The sequence below is a fragment of the Glaciimonas sp. GG7 genome (assembly GCF_052976905.1).
In genome coordinates this window covers 64,060-78,985 of record NZ_JBRIIQ010000002.1, presented here as the reverse complement: position 1 = coordinate 78,985, position 14,926 = coordinate 64,060, and the positions used below count along the sequence as shown (strand labels likewise).

At 51.1% G+C, this 14,926-nt stretch carries 12 protein-coding genes; 8 read left to right on the top strand and 4 right to left on the bottom strand.

Features of this window, described 5'->3' with window-relative positions; all coding sequences use genetic code 11:
* Positions 1-9 precede the first annotated feature (9 nt).
* Together ACVBEF_RS01475 and tkt are read right to left on the bottom strand one after the other, a co-directional pair.
* On the bottom strand, positions 10-588 hold the full coding sequence (locus ACVBEF_RS01475) for an N-acetyltransferase family protein (RefSeq protein ID WP_447122169.1): 579 nt from the start codon (positions 586-588) through the stop codon (positions 10-12).
* A complete protein-coding gene (gene tkt, locus ACVBEF_RS01470; protein WP_447122168.1) occupies positions 585-2,579 on the bottom strand; it encodes a transketolase in 1,995 nt (664 codons plus the stop codon). Before tkt ends, ACVBEF_RS01475 begins: the two co-directional genes overlap by 4 nt.
* Before the next feature lie 290 nt (positions 2,580-2,869).
* On the opposite strand from tkt, the gene ACVBEF_RS01465 reads away from it, so the two are divergent.
* From ACVBEF_RS01465 to ACVBEF_RS01430, 8 genes are all read left to right on the top strand, one after another.
* Positions 2,870-3,595, top strand: a complete 726-nt coding sequence (locus ACVBEF_RS01465; protein WP_447122210.1) for a 16S rRNA (uracil(1498)-N(3))-methyltransferase — start codon at positions 2,870-2,872, stop codon at positions 3,593-3,595.
* A 66-nt stretch (positions 3,596-3,661) separates the two neighbouring features.
* Entirely contained in the window at positions 3,662-4,111 is a 450-nt protein-coding gene (locus ACVBEF_RS01460; RefSeq protein ID WP_447122167.1) for a YidB family protein, read from the top strand.
* Positions 4,112-4,284: 173 nt separating this feature from the next.
* A complete protein-coding gene (locus ACVBEF_RS01455; RefSeq protein ID WP_447122166.1) occupies positions 4,285-5,262 on the top strand; it encodes a bifunctional riboflavin kinase/FAD synthetase in 978 nt (325 codons plus the stop codon).
* 95 nt (positions 5,263-5,357) lie between these two features.
* Positions 5,358-8,267 carry an isoleucine--tRNA ligase gene (ileS, locus tag ACVBEF_RS01450; protein WP_447122165.1) on the top strand — a complete coding sequence of 970 codons (2,910 nt, stop codon included), beginning with the start codon at positions 5,358-5,360 and terminating at the stop codon, positions 8,265-8,267.
* A gap of 102 nt (positions 8,268-8,369) precedes the next feature.
* On the top strand, positions 8,370-8,894 hold the full coding sequence (gene lspA, locus ACVBEF_RS01445; protein WP_447122164.1) for a signal peptidase II: 525 nt from the start codon (positions 8,370-8,372) through the stop codon (positions 8,892-8,894).
* A gap of 39 nt (positions 8,895-8,933) precedes the next feature.
* Complete coding sequence (gene coaBC, locus ACVBEF_RS01440) at positions 8,934-10,139, top strand: bifunctional phosphopantothenoylcysteine decarboxylase/phosphopantothenate--cysteine ligase CoaBC (protein ID WP_447122163.1); 1,206 nt, start codon at positions 8,934-8,936, stop codon at positions 10,137-10,139.
* Between the two features lie 112 nt (positions 10,140-10,251).
* A complete protein-coding gene (gene dut, locus ACVBEF_RS01435; RefSeq protein ID WP_447122162.1) occupies positions 10,252-10,701 on the top strand; it encodes a dUTP diphosphatase in 450 nt (149 codons plus the stop codon).
* Between the two features lie 11 nt (positions 10,702-10,712).
* A complete protein-coding gene (locus tag ACVBEF_RS01430; RefSeq protein WP_447122161.1) occupies positions 10,713-11,825 on the top strand; it encodes a M48 family metalloprotease in 1,113 nt (370 codons plus the stop codon).
* Between the two features lie 200 nt (positions 11,826-12,025).
* On the opposite strand, the gene clpA is transcribed toward ACVBEF_RS01430, so the two are convergent.
* Together clpA and clpS are read right to left on the bottom strand one after the other, a co-directional pair.
* Positions 12,026-14,326 (bottom strand): ATP-dependent Clp protease ATP-binding subunit ClpA, encoded by a 2,301-nt coding sequence (gene clpA, locus ACVBEF_RS01425; RefSeq protein ID WP_447122160.1) that lies wholly within the window; start codon positions 14,324-14,326, stop codon positions 12,026-12,028.
* Positions 14,323-14,631, bottom strand: coding sequence for an ATP-dependent Clp protease adapter ClpS (gene clpS / locus ACVBEF_RS01420; protein ID WP_447122159.1), 309 nt, complete (start codon positions 14,629-14,631; stop codon positions 14,323-14,325). Before clpS ends, clpA begins: the two co-directional genes overlap by 4 nt.
* Positions 14,632-14,926 lie beyond the last annotated feature (295 nt).

The following is a 14,926-nucleotide window of genomic DNA, read 5'->3' as shown; positions in this document are numbered from 1 at the left end:
CACTTCACTTCACTTAACGCGGATCGTGCGCCAGCCGTAACCTGTTTCCTGCAAATCCAATTCATCATTCCAACTAAACGTCTGCTCAACGATCAGCTCTGCGCCGAGCTTGGTAAAAAACTGCCGGGCAATTTCATTTTGCGACAACACCCATGTCAGCATGTTATTGGCACCAGCATTACCCAGCGTACTGGCCACATGGGCCACAAGGCGGCGACCAATACCGGCGCGCTGAACCGACGGATGCAGATACAGCGCGGTCAGTTCGCTATCAAAGCCTGACTTTGGCGTGCTTAACGTCATCCCGGCAGCAAACCCGACAATCACGCGGTTGATTTCAGCGACAAACACACAAGCGGCGTCAGACTCGGCACTCAACACCCGCGTCCATAGCGCGGCGCTTTCTTCTACATTCATGCCATCCAGATAGGCCACGGGAACGATACCGCGATAGGTGGCGCGCCAACTATCGATGCGTACTGCTGCGATAAATGCAGCGTCGGCAACCGTTGCGCGACGAACTGAAAATTCACCAACGTTGTTGGTGAATTCCGTGATGTCGGTAGAGTTGTTTGTAGTCAAACTCATGCCAGCGTAAGTTTGACTTGCGCGACGACATTTTCGACTGTGAAGCCGAAGTGCTTGAACAGCACGTTAGCCGGTGCCGACTCGCCGAAAGTATCGATACCGACGACTGCGCCTTCGAGTCCGACATATTTATGCCAGGTCGCAGTAACGCCCGCCTCTACCGCAACGCGTGGCAAGCCACGCTCAAGGACGCTGGCTTTATATGCCGCTTCCTGACGGTCGAAAACGTCGGTACATGGCATGGAGACTACGCGTACTGCGATACCTTCAGCTGCCAGCGCTTCGGCCGCCTTCATTGCTAACTCAACTTCAGAGCCGGTCGCAATGATGATGCCTTTAGCGTCTTTTGCCTCTTTCAACACATAGCCACCGCGCGCGATATTGGCGATTTGGGTAGCGTCGCGTTGTTGATATTGCAGATTTTGACGCGAGAAAATTAAGGTACTCGGACCATCGTGGCGCTTAACCGCCTCACCCCATGCCACGGCAGACTCGACTGTGTCGCATGGACGCCAGTTATCCAGATGCGGAATCAGGCGCAGGCTGGATACGTGCTCAATCGATTGGTGAGTCGGACCATCTTCGCCCAGGCCGATGGAGTCATGCGTGAAGACAAAAATCGAACGAATCTTCATCAACGCAGCCATGCGCAGCGCGTTACGGCTGTAATCGGAGAAGGTCAGAAAGGTTGCGCCAAACGGGATATAACCGCCATGCACCGCGATTCCGTTCATCATCGCGCTCATGCCGAATTCACGCACGCCGTAATTAATATGGTTCCCCGGCTGATCCGCACGGACGGCAACGCATTCTTTCCAATTGGTCAGATTCGAGCCAGTCAGATCAGCGGAGCCGCCAAGAAACTCCGGCAAGATTGGGGCAAGCGCCTGAATTGCATTTTGACTGGCTTTACGGGTTGCAATGGTTTCTTGTTTTTCGACGCAGTTGGCGACGTAATCGCTGAGGGTCTGCTCGAAATTGCCTGGCAACTCGCCGCTCATGCGACGCGTCAATTCTGCAGCTTGCGCTGGAAATTCTGCGCTGTAGGCGGCAAACAAAGTATCCCAGTGTGCTTCGAATTTTTGACCTTGATCGCGCGCATCCCATGCGGTGTAGACATCAGCAGGAATCTCAAACGGTGCATAAGGCCAGCCGATGGCTTCGCGCACAGCGGCGATTTCTTTGTCGCCCAAAGCCGCGCCGTGAACTTTGTCAGTGCCAGCCAGATTTGGCGAACCTTGACCGATCACTGTTTTGCAGCAAATCAGCGTCGGCTTATCAGCCAACTTGGCTTGATGGATAGCGGCGTTGACTGCCTCAACATCGTGCCCATTGACGCTGCGGATGACGTTCCAGCCGTAGGCTTCGAAGCGTTTTGGGGTGTCGTCTTTAAACCAGCCTTCCACCCGACCATCAATCGAAATGCCGTTGTCGTCATAGAGCACGATCAATTTCGACAGGCGCAACGTGCCAGCCAGCGAACAGGCTTCGTGCGAAATGCCTTCCATCAGGCAACCGTCGCCGACGAAGGTATAAGTGAAATGATCAATGATGGGGAATTCAGGCTGATTAAATTCTGCTGCCAGCAATTTTTCAGCTAAGGCCATGCCAACCGCGTTCGTCAAACCCTGACCTAACGGACCGGTCGTGGTTTCTATGCCGGGCGTATAGCCCAACTCCGGATGACCCGGCGTTTTTGAATGCATTTGACGGAAGTTACGCAACTCATCCATCGGCAGATCGTAGCCGGTGAGGTGCAACAGCGCATATTGCAGCATCGAACCATGACCATTCGACAACACAAAACGATCACGATTGATCCACTTTGGATTAGCTGGATTGTGGCGGTAGTGCTTGGCCCAGAGTGCCACTGCGATTTCCGCCATGCCCATCGGCATGCCCGGATGGCCGGAATTGGCTTTTTGTACTGCATCCATTGCCAAGGCGCGAATCGCATTGGCCATCTTAGAGGTCGGGAGTGTGGAGGTCATGGTTTTTACGGTTAGACAACAATTGAGCGGAGTGCAGGCAATTGATGTTACTTCACAGAAATAACAGTAATATCAAGGCTGCTAAAGCGCGATATTTTACCAAAATGCTGCCTCTACCGCTGTAATTCCGCACCGATGGGCATGTATCGATAGACAAATGGGCATCATTGGTATTGATTTCGCGCACTCTACGACGCATGCGCAAAGACGATGGGAATGCGAAATAGCGAATTGGATCAGATTCCTTCATACTTGCCACTGTCCTTATTACCGCCATGAACACCCAGCCTATGCCGCGTTTTTACATCCCGATCCAACTTGACATTGGCGCCACCCTGGCGCTGCCTGAGTCTGTCGCGCATCACATACAAGTGCTGCGCTTAGCGCTCGGCACCCCGATTACCTTATTTAATGGCAGCGGAGGCGAATACACCGCGAGCATTACCAGCATAGAAAAAAAGCGCGTGAATGTTGAGATCAAAACTTTCTCTGCGCGTGAAGTCGAGTTGCCCTACGCCATTACGCTGGCACAAGCGTTGCCAGAAGCGTCAAAATTAGACTGGATTATCGAAAAAGCGGTTGAGTTGGGCGCTGCCGCTATCCAACCCCTCTCCGCACAACGTTGCGTTGTGCGCCTGAGCGCTGATCGACTTGAGAAGAAGCAAGCGCATTGGCAGGGAGTGATTGTGGCCGCCTCGGAGCAAAGCGGACGTAATCGCTTGCCGCATCTTGCCAAACTAGCCTCGCTCAATGAATGGCTAAGTCAACAAGATTTACACAAACGGATTTTGCTATCCCCACGCGGAGAAGATTCTTTATCCAATTGGGCGCGCCATCAACCGCCGCAATCGGTGGCGTTACTGATTGGTCCTGAAGGGGGATTTACCGAAGCGGAAGAAAATGCCGCCTGTGCGCAAGGGGCGTTGATGCTATCAATGGGAGCGAGAATTTTACGCACGGAAACGGCTGGTTTGGCGGCACTGGCGGCATTGAATGCGATTTGGGGTGAGATGTAACAAGCAACTTAGTCGATTTATTTGGTTCTTTGTTGGTTCTTTGTTGTTCTTTATTTGGAGAAAATGATGGGACTTTTAGATAACTTACTCGGCGCAGTCAACAGTGCAGGAGGACAGCCCGCGCAAACGAATGATCCTAAAACGATGCTCATGCAAGCTGCGCTCAGCATGCTCACATCCGGTGCTCAAGGGGAAAATGCCGGTGGCCTGAGCGGCTTACTAAGTCAATTCCAGAATACCGGGCTTGGTGACCTCGTCAAATCATGGATTGGCAATGATCAGAATCAAACGGTGTCAGCCGATCAGGTACAACAGGCTTTAGGCGGTGGGCAACTTGAACAATTGGCACAGGCCAGCGGACTGTCGAAAGAGGAAACAGCTGGCCATTTATCAGAAATACTCCCCGAATTGATTAATAAATTGACCCCAAATGGTCAGATTCCGGAAATGAGTGGCGGTTTAGGTGCGGTAGCGGGCATGCTGAGCGGCTTGCTCGGCAGTAAAAATCCGACTTAACAACATTTTAGAAACCAATTTATTCCATCGCCCTTTCGGGCGATTTTTTTGATTTTCACCGTTTTGAAGCAGATATTGAGAAAGAACAGCCAACCATTCGACTGGTAGGCGCAAGTTGCGACGCGAAAGCATTTATAATCTACGGTTTTGCAACGTCTATCCCGGCCACTTCCATGAAGGTATTTCGCGGACTTCCCAACGCCCAATCGCGCGCACCTTGCGCGTTGACTATCGGCAACTTTGACGGCGTACATCGCGGCCACCAGGTTTTGCTCGCCCATGTGCGCAAAGCCGCAACCGAATTAGGGCTAGACGCAGCAGTGATGACGTTTGAGCCGCATCCGCGTGAATTTTTTGCGCAGCAAGCACAGCATCCAGTCACGCTTCCCGCTCGTGTCGCCAATTTACGCGACAAACTACAATCGTTAGAACTCGCCGGTATCGATCGCGTGATCGTCGAACATTTCAATGCCCATTTCTCGTCCCTGTCGCCGCAAGACTTTATCGAAAAAATTCTGGTTCAAGGCTTACACGTCAAATGGCTGATGGTTGGCGAGGATTTTTGTTTTGGAAAACAAAGAGCCGGAAATCTTGCGACCCTGATCGCGGCAGGTAAACAATACGGTTTTCAGGTGGTCACCTTGCCTAACGTCATGAGTGACGGCACGCGCATCTCATCGTCTGCGGTGCGGGCGGCGCTAGCGGCTGGCGACTTTACAACAGCGCGGACCTTGCTTGGTCATCCGTATGCGATATCCGGCCATGTTGTCCACGGCAAAAAACTTGGGCGTGAGATCGGCTTTCCTACGCTGAATTTGCGTGTGCATCATAAACAGCCAGCGCTATCGGGCATCTTCGTCGTACGCGTACATGGCCTGGATGAACAATCATTACCGGCCGTGGCCAGCATCGGTACCCGCCCCACTGTCGATAACAGCGGACGCGTGTTGCTCGAAGCGTTCATCCTCGATTACGCGGGCGACTGTTACGGCAAAGTCGTCAAGGTTGAGTTTTTACACAAACTGCGCGATGAAGAAAAGTACGTCGATTTACCAACATTAATTACCGCAATCAGGCGCGATGTTGGAAATGCGCGTGATTATTTCCGCCAGCACGACAGCGCCACGATTTCAACGACCGATCGAATTTGACGCTGTTACAGCACCACATCAGCACCATCGTAGGCCGCAATACTCTGAGAGCCGCTTTGCCGCCGACATCCACTGAATTTCATTGAAGAAAAATTATGTCCGACCTGCCAACGCAAACACAAATACCACAGCCAGAAAACAATAAGCCGCCCAAAGCCGCCAAAGTACAAAGCAAATATCCGGTGAATATGACCGAGACTGCTTTCCCGATGCGTGGCGACCTTGCCAAGCGCGAGCCGCAATGGGTCAAGCAATGGCAAGACAAAAAAGTCTACGAGCGGATTCGGAAAGCTTCCAAAGCACGTCCAAAATTCATTCTGCATGACGGCCCACCGTACGCGAATGGCGAAATTCATCTCGGCCATGCCGTCAACAAAATTCTCAAAGACATGATCGTCAAAGCCCGTAACATGGCTGGCTTCGATGCGCAATACGTGCCGGGCTGGGATTGCCACGGCATGCCGATTGAAATCCAGATCGAAAAGAAATACGGCAAAAATCTGCCGGTCGCCGAAGTGCAAGCCAAAGCGCGGGCCTATGCCAACGAGCAGATTGACTTGCAACGCAAGGATTTCATCCGTCTGGGCGTTCTGGGTGAGTGGGACAATCCCTACAAAACCATGAATTTCAGCAACGAAGCCGATGAGTTGCGTGCGCTCGGCACGATATTGGAAAAAGGCTACGTCTATCGCGGCTTGAAACCGGTCAACTGGTGTTTCGATTGCGGCTCGGCACTGGCTGAAGCAGAGGTCGAATATCAGGACAAGCGTGATCCGTCGATTGATGTTGGCTTTCCTTTTGCTGAGCCGGAAAAATTAGCTGCGGCGTTCGGCCTGGCGACATTGCCGGTTGAGAAAGGTTATGTTGTCATCTGGACTACTACGCCGTGGACCATTCCGTCCAATCAAGCGCTCAACGTTCACCCGGAAATTGACTACGCATTGGTCCAGACCGTGCGCAATGGCGAGCCGTTGTTGCTGCTCTTGGCGCAAGATTTGGTCGCGGCATGTCTGGTGCGTTTCGGCCTTGAAGGCAACGTCATCGCCACCTGCAAAGGCGCGGCGTTGTCACTCATCAATTTCAAACATCCGCTAGCCAGCGCCCATCCCGGCTACGATCGTTTGTCGCCGGTATATCTGGGCGAGTACGTCACGACAGAGAGCGGCACCGGCATTGTTCACTCGGCCCCGGCCTACGGTATCGAAGACTTTATTTCGTGCAAAGCGCACGGCATGAAAGACGACGACATCATCAGCCCGGTCATGGGCGATGGACGCTATGCCTCGACATTGCCGCTGTTCAGTGGCCTGACTATCTGGGAAGCGTCGAAGCCTGTTTGCGCGACGCTGGAAGAAGTCGGCGCGCTGTTCAAGCTCGAAATGTTCGATCACAGCTACATGCATTGCTGGCGTCATAAAACGCCGATCATCTATCGTGCAACATCGCAGTGGTTTGCGAGTATGGACAACACGCCAAAAGATGGCAGCGACAGTTTGCGTAAAACGGCGATCAAAGCAATTGAAGAGACCTCCTTTTTCCCATCCTGGGGCAAAGCCCGTCTGCATGGGATGATCGTCAATCGCCCGGACTGGACTCTCTCGCGCCAACGCCAATGGGGCGTGCCGATGGCCTTTTTCGTGCATAAAGAAACTGGCGAATTGCATCCACGCACAGCCGAACTGCTAGAACAAATTGCGCAGCGTATCGAAAAAAGCGGGATCGAAGCCTGGCAGGCGCTTGATCCAAAAGAATTTCTCGGCGATGAAGCTGATCTGTACATGAAAAACAAAGACACGCTGGACGTCTGGTTTGACTCCGGCCTGACCCATCAAACGGTATTGCGCGGATCGCATCATCTGCAATCGCAATTCCCGGCCGATTTGTATCTGGAAGGCTCGGATCAGCACCGCGGCTGGTTTCACTCGTCATTGCTTACCTCGTCCATGCTCAATGGCCGTGCGCCTTACAAGGCGCTGTTGACGCACGGATTTGTAGTCGATGGTGAAGGCAAGAAGATGTCGAAGTCGATGAAAAACGGGATCGAACCGCAGAAAGTGTCGGACACGCTGGGCGCAGAAATTCTGCGCCTGTGGGTTGCCTCCAGCGATTACTCCGGCGAAATCACCATTTCTGACGAGATCCTCAAGCGCGTCACTGAAGCGTATCGCCGCATCCGGAATACGTTGCGGTTTTTGCTGGCGAATACCTCGGACTTCAATCCGTTGACCGATGCGGTGCCGATAGCCGATTTGCTGGAAATCGACCGTTATGCAATTGCCAGCATGACGCAATTGCAGGCCGATATTCTGCAACATTACGAAGGCTACGAGTTTCATCCGGTGGTCTCAAAATTGCAGATGTATTGCTCGGAAGATTTGGGTGGCTTTTATCTCGACATCCTGAAAGACCGTTTATATACAGGCGGCGTCACCGCACACGCGCGCCGTTCGGCACAAACCGCGATCTGGCATATCACGCAAGCATTGCTGCGCTTGATCGCGCCGACTTTATCGTTCACCGCCGAAGAAGCATGGTCCTTCTTTGCCAGCAAAGAAGCTTTTGCTGAAAGCGACGAGACGATCTTTACACAAACTTATTACACCCTGCCAGTGATTGATGACGGCGCGGCCTTGATCGAGAAATTCAATGCTTTGCGTACTTTGCGTGCAGAAGTAACTAAGCAGCTCGAAGAAGTACGTACTGCAGGTGGCATCGGTTCATCGCTTCAAGCTGAAGTAGAACTAAAGGTCACCGCCGCTAAATATGCGTTATTGCGCAGCGTTGGCGACGATCTGAAATTTATCCTGATCACATCGGCAGCAACCGCTACTGAAGTCGCATCGGAAGCAGAGGAAGCCATTCTAGTGACGCCATCGACGCAACAAAAATGCGAGCGCTGCTGGCACTATCGGGCCGATGTTGGAAGCCATGCAGAACATGCAACCCTATGTGGGCGTTGTGTTTCTAATTTGTTTGGCAGCGGCGAAGAGCGTCATTTCGCCTGATACGCCTAGATAAGTGACATTCATAAACGACCTGAAATCAGTTCAGGTCGTTTATGCAATTGCCTAAATTTCCTGCCCTTTTTCTTGCTGAAACTATTATTTATGGCTACTAAAAAACGCTCACCCTCATCCCACTCGACATCCTCCGGTAAGTTAAGCGCTGGATTACTTCCATGGATGGGAATTGCAGGGATCGTGATTCTGCTAGACCAGTTGACCAAGGTCACCATTACACGCTTGTTCACCTATGGCGAATCGCATCCGGTGACCAGTTTCTTCAATCTGGTGTTGGTGTACAACCCCGGTGCGGCTTTCAGCTTTCTTGGTTCTGCGTCCGGCTGGCAGCGCTATTTATTTACGGCAATCGGCATTGCTGCGGCAATTTTTATTGTTTTTTTGCTCAAGCGCCACGCTGGCCAACGGATGTTTTGTACCGCACTGGCATTCATACTCGGCGGTGCGTTGGGTAATGTTACCGACCGGATCGCCTACGGCCACGTGATCGACTTTGTGGATCTTTACATTGGCCGCTGGCATTGGCCTGCATTCAATATCGCCGATAGCGCGATTTGCATAGGCGCGGTATTGTTCATCTTAGATGAGCTGCGTCGCGTGAATAGAAAATAAGCAACCTCAGCCTTTGTTTTACTTACTCCAGGAGTAATCATGGATCTCGCTGGTAAAAAAATCGTACTCGGCCTGACCGGCGGGATTGCCTGCTACAAAGCCGCCGAATTCACCCGTGCAATGATCAAAGCGGGTGCATCAGTACAAGTCGTGATGACCCAAGGCGCACTTCAATTCATCACGCAGGTGACGATGCAGGGCCTGTCGGGGCAAACGGTCTATACCGATCAGTGGGACGCGCGTATCGGCAACAACATGCCGCATATTGACCTGACCCGCGATGCCGACGCTATCGTGATTGCCCCCTGCTCCGCTGATTTTATGGCCAAGTTAGCGCACGGTATGTGCGATGATTTACTCTCAACGCTGTGCGTGGCAAGACCGGCGACGCTATCTTTGCTAGTAGCACCAGCCATGAACGTCGAAATGTGGGAAAACCCGGCAACGCAACGCAACGCAGCACAGCTATTAGCAGATGGTATCCAATTGCTCGGCCCTGCGGCGGGAGAGCAAGCTTGCGGTGAAATTGGTCTCGGGCGCATGTTGGAAGCCGATCAATTACTCAACGCGCTAGTGGCCACATTTCAGCCTAAAGTATTGCAAGGCAAACGCTTGCTCATCACCGCCGGACCAACGTTTGAAGCAATCGATCCGGTACGCGGTATCACCAATCTTTCATCTGGGAAAATGGGCTATGCGCTTGCCCGCGCTGCGCGTGAGGCTGGTGCGGAAGTGACGCTCATTTCTGGCCCGACCGCTCTGCCTGTGCCTTTTGGTGTGCAACGCATTGACGTTCTTAGCGCACGGCAAATGTACGATGCGGTGTTACGCAACATCGAAAGTCAGGGTCAGGATATTTTTATCGCGGTGGCCGCAGTCGCCGATTGGTACGTCGTCAATGCAAGCGACCAGAAACTCAAAAAAAATGCTGCCGGAGATACGCCAGAACTAGTATTCGGACAAAACCCTGATATTCTCGCCGCGATTGCCGCGCTGCCATTGCCGCTGCGGCCTTACTGCGTGGGCTTTGCTGCAGAATCAGAAAATCTGCTGGAGCATGCAGAATCAAAACGCAAAAAGAAAAATGTACCGCTGTTGGTCGGCAATATCGGCCCCGATACATTTGGCAAAGACGAGAACCAACTTGTGCTATTCGACGTCGAAGGTCACACCAGTTTTCCTCGTGCAAATAAGCTGCAACTTGCACGCCAACTAATGGCTGAAATTGCGATGCGGGTTGCCTGAAGTTATCACCCTGCAATGACTCACTCGCGGTTTGGTCGATGCGCTTATAAATGCATTTTGTAGCGATGAATCTTACCTTTCTCAAAAAATACTTAGTAGATAAATTTACTCCATGACAACAATAGACGTAAAAATTCTCGATCCACGCATGCAAGATCAATTGCCAACGCATGCCACCGAAGGAAGTGCTGGCCTGGATTTACGTGCCTGTCTCGATGCGCCGCTGACGATCAAGCCGGGCGAAACGCATTTAATCCCGACCGGGCTGGCAATCCATATTGGGGATCCAGCATACGCTGCCATGATTTTGCCGCGTAGCGGTCTGGGCCATAAGCACGGTATTGTGCTGGGCAATCTGGTCGGTCTGATTGACTCGGATTATCAAGGTCCGCTGATGGTATCGACCTGGAATCGGGGTGACACTGAATTCGTTATCAATCCAATGGAACGTCTGGCGCAACTGATCGTAGTGCCTGTCATGCGGGTGAATTTTAACGTCGTTACCGATTTCGACAGCAGTACACGCGGAACCGGTGGCTTCGGAAGTACCGGAAAACACTGATGGAGATATCGATGAAAGCAACAAACTATCGACAATGGTTGGCTCTGAAATTTGATGTAAAACGTTATGCCGTTGCCCTGCCACTAATTTTTCTCGCAGCATGTGCAACCCAAGAACCTGGCGTTGTCGCAACAGGGGTGCCAACAGTTGTTACCCCCCCGGCGATAACAACGAAACCGATAAAAACACCCACAAACCCGCAACAAGCAGAACTACGCGCATTGGTTACGCAGCAGGACCGCTTATATGACGTCGCCGCGCCACTATTAGTGAATAATGCCGTCCTTTGTCGCAACAATGCGCGCAACTTGCTCGGCTTTACGGCAAAAACAAAATTTTCTTACTCGACCGAATTCATTGAGGCAGCACAAGTTTCTTTAGGCTTGTCTGATCAACTTCAGGTCACTGGTGTATTGGCTGGAAGTGGTGCAGAACAGGCAGGCGTCAAACCCGGCGATCAACTCGCCACGATACAAGGCAAACCGGTTCCGCCCGGCCCGAATGCCGAGCGACAAGCCGCATTAATGCTTGGTCCATTGGTCAATAAAAACACAACGATTAATTTGGGACTAACGCGTAGCGGTAAAAACATCAACATTAATGTGCCGCTGACACGCGCCTGCGCATTTGGTGTCGAACTAGGGAACACCGATAACGTCAATAGCTATGCCGATGGACGTCGTGTCCTGATTACATCTGGAATGGTGAAGTTCGCACAAACTGATGATGAACTGGCATATGTGATCGCCCGTGAAATGGCCCATAACACTTTGATGCATGTAGTCAGACAACACATGACCGGGACCATGAGCGAGATTATCGATAACCTGATTCGCCTGCGTCCGGATACTAGTGCATTATCGGGGGGGGCTGGGGTGAAGCCATATACACAGCAGTTAGATGTTGCAGCGGACAAACTTGCCCTGTATATGGTTGCACGCGCTGGCTATAAGATCGATAACGCCGCAGTATTTTGGCAACGCCTTGCCACCCAATATCCCGTCAACGTACCGAATGGACATACAGCCATACATCCGGCGACGTCTGCGCGATTAGCAATAATCCAAAAAACTGTCATCGAGATCGATGCAAAACAGGCAGTTGGTGCAACGCTGACGCCTTAGTGCTTTCTGTGGCGCATCAGTCATTTTGTGCACTGCATTTTACTTGTTTCATGTTGGACGAATACAGCTGGGATGTTGTGTGAAACTGAGTACCTTGTTGCTTTGCTTGTTAAAAAGCCCGAATCACAGATGTGAATTCGGGCTTTTTTATCGGGCAAGCTGGATGAATCAAGCTCGATGAATACCAGTTTTATTAATAACTACTCAACCTCAACAGTCTCTTGCGGCGTTGCTGGCTTTGCTGGATTCTTTGTCGGAAACTCCAGCTTAATCTGCTCTTTCTCATCCAGATCCACCGTAACCCGACCACCGGCGACCAACTTACCGAACAAGAGCTCGTCAGCCAGCGCCTTACGGATCATGTCTTGAATCAAACGCGACATCGGTCGTGCACCCATCAATGGATCAAAACCTTTGCGCGCTAAGAATTTACGCAAATTCTCAGAGAAGACTGCTTCGACTTTTTTCTCATGCAATTGCTCTTCTAGCTGCATCAGGAATTTATCGACAACACGCAGAATGACGTCTTCATCCAAGGCGCGGAAACTGATGATCGAATCTATGCGGTTACGGAATTCCGGCGTAAACATCCGTTTGATATCCACCATTTCATCGCCAGCTTCCTTCTTCTCCGTGAAGCCGATAGTGCGTTTTTGTAGGCTCTCCGCACCAGCATTGGTGGTCATGATAATGATCACATTGCGGAAATCTGCCTTGCGTCCATTGTTGTCAGTCAGCGTGCCGTGATCCATCACTTGCAACAGAATATTGAAAATATCAGGATGGGCTTTTTCGATTTCATCCAGTAGCAACACTGCATGCGGCTTCTTGGTGACCGCCTCAGTCAATAAACCTCCTTGATCGAATCCGACATATCCCGGTGGCGCACCGATCAAACGGCTCACTGCGTGACGCTCCATATATTCAGACATATCGAAGCGAATTAAGTCGATACCCAGGATAAACGCCAACTGCTTTGCTACCTCAGTTTTACCTACGCCTGTCGGACCAGAGAAAAGGAAAGAACCAATCGGCCGGTCAGTCTTACCCAGACCTGCGCGCGCCATCTTGATTGCTGAGGCCAAGGCATCAATCGCAGGATCCTGACCGAAGACGACATTACGCAAATCACGGTCTATCGTCTTGAGCTTGCTGCGATCGTCCTGATTGACAGTTTGCGGAGGAATGCGAGCAATCTTTGAAATGATGTCTTCAATCTCAGTTTTGCCAATTGTTTTCTTTTGCTTCGACTTGGGTAATACCCGTTGCGCAGCCCCTGCTTCGTCGATAACGTCGATCGCTTTGTCGGGCAAGTGACGATCATTGATAAAGCGCGCCGCCAATTCGGCGGCTGTGGTCAATGCAATTGCAGAATATTTGACACCATGATGCTCTTCAAAACGCGACTTCAAGCCACGTAAAATTTGTACAGTTTGCTCAACTGTCGGCTCGTTGACATCAATCTTCTGGAAGCGACGTGACAAAGCATGATCTTTCTCGAACACGCCACGGAACTCGGTGTACGTGGTTGCACCGATACATTTCAGTTGACCACTTGATAGCGCCGGCTTTAATAAATTCGAGGCATCCAAGGTACCGCCCGATGCCGATCCGGCACCGATGATAGTGTGGATTTCATCGATAAACAAAATACCGTGCTCACTGTCTTTAAGCTGCTTAAGCACGGCTTTCAGACGCTGCTCGAAATCACCACGGTATTTAGTCCCAGCCAATAAAGCGCCCATATCCAGCGAGTAGACAATCGCGTTGCTTAAAATTTCAGGAACATCGCCTTGCGTAATGCGCCATGCTAAGCCCTCAGCGATAGCAGTCTTACCGACTCCCGCCTCACCGACCAACAATGGATTGTTTTTGCGGCGGCGGCACAAGGTCTGGATGACACGCTCGACTTCAAACTCACGACCGATCAATGGATCGATTTTGCCTTCAATCGCTAGTTTGTTTAAATTTTGTGTGAATTGGTCTAACGGACTTTCTTTTTGCTGCCCTTCTACCTGCACCTCTTCGACGCCCTCAGAGGATTTTTGTGGATCGCTGACCTGATCCTTACGCACGCCGTGCGAAATAAAATTGACAACATCCAGACGCGTCACGCCTTGCTGATGTAAGTAATAAACGGCATGCGAATCTTTCTCGCCAAAAATAGCGACCAGTACATTCGCACCGGTGACCTCTTTCTTGCCGTTAGACGCCGACTGAACATGCATAATCGCACGCTGAATCACGCGTTGAAAGCCGAGTGTAGGCTGCGTATCTACCTCACCGGAGCCCGGAACTGTGGGCGTGTTATCGCCGATAAAAATCGTCAACGTCTTACGCATATCCTCAATGTTTCCAGCACAGGCTCGCAGCACTTCTGCCGCTGATGGGTTATCTAGCAGCGCCAGCAGCAAATGCTCAACAGTGATGAACTCGTGCCGTGCTTGTCGAGCCTCAACAAACGCCATGTGCAAACTTACTTCCAGTTCCTGCGCAATCATGCTTCCTCCATTACGCATTGCAGGGGATGCCCTGCTTTTCGCGCGTGCGTTAATACTAATTCGACTTTTGTGGATGCGACATCTTTAGAAAATACGCCACACATGCCTTTACCTTCGCGATGCACTTTGAGCATAATCTGCGTCGCGGTCTCTCGATCCTTGTTGAAGTATTCCTGAATCACAGCAACGACAAACTCCATTGGTGTGAAGTCATCATTCAACAAAAATACTTGATACATAGGAGGCGGCTTGAGCTTTTGCTCTTGTCGCGTCGCTACCGTTCCATCTTCATGCTTAGTTACCATGCGTCTATTCTAAAACGTTCATACAAATATGCAGACTAAACTCTGCGAAGGACTGAATTAAATCAAAATTAATTTAATAGTACGCGCTTTCTTACTGCAATGCAGATGACGTTACAACGATAGAATTCAAGAGCATTTTTCGGGAAGAATACTCGGCATCCTCGCTGTTGCTTGCGCCCAATAAATTAACTCGCCTCCATTTTTACAAAAATGTGACAAAGGACACTAATAGTGTCCGGAGTACTTTTGTTGCGCTCAAAAAAAAGCCAGAACTTTTAAATTCTGGCTTCTGGGT

Bases quoted from the DNA above. Each gene is read 5' to 3' on its own strand.
- clpA (WP_447122160.1), bottom strand. From the start codon at position 14,326: ATGATTGCGCAGGAACTGGAAGTAAGTTTGCACATGGCGTTTGTTGAG.
- coaBC (WP_447122163.1), top strand. From the start codon at position 8,934: ATGGATCTCGCTGGTAAAAAAATCGTACTCGGCCTGACCGGCGGGATT.
- ACVBEF_RS01475 (WP_447122169.1), bottom strand. From the start codon at position 588: ATGAGTTTGACTACAAACAACTCTACCGACATCACGGAATTCACCAAC.
- ACVBEF_RS01430 (WP_447122161.1), top strand. From the start codon at position 10,713: ATGAAAGCAACAAACTATCGACAATGGTTGGCTCTGAAATTTGATGTA.
- lspA (WP_447122164.1), top strand. From the start codon at position 8,370: ATGGCTACTAAAAAACGCTCACCCTCATCCCACTCGACATCCTCCGGT.
- clpS (WP_447122159.1), bottom strand. From the start codon at position 14,631: ATGGTAACTAAGCATGAAGATGGAACGGTAGCGACGCGACAAGAGCAA.
- dut (WP_447122162.1), top strand. From the start codon at position 10,252: ATGACAACAATAGACGTAAAAATTCTCGATCCACGCATGCAAGATCAA.
- ACVBEF_RS01460 (WP_447122167.1), top strand. From the start codon at position 3,662: ATGGGACTTTTAGATAACTTACTCGGCGCAGTCAACAGTGCAGGAGGA.
- ACVBEF_RS01455 (WP_447122166.1), top strand. From the start codon at position 4,285: ATGAAGGTATTTCGCGGACTTCCCAACGCCCAATCGCGCGCACCTTGC.
- ACVBEF_RS01465 (WP_447122210.1), top strand. From the start codon at position 2,870: ATGCCGCGTTTTTACATCCCGATCCAACTTGACATTGGCGCCACCCTG.
- ileS (WP_447122165.1), top strand. From the start codon at position 5,358: ATGTCCGACCTGCCAACGCAAACACAAATACCACAGCCAGAAAACAAT.
- tkt (WP_447122168.1), bottom strand. From the start codon at position 2,579: ATGACCTCCACACTCCCGACCTCTAAGATGGCCAATGCGATTCGCGCC.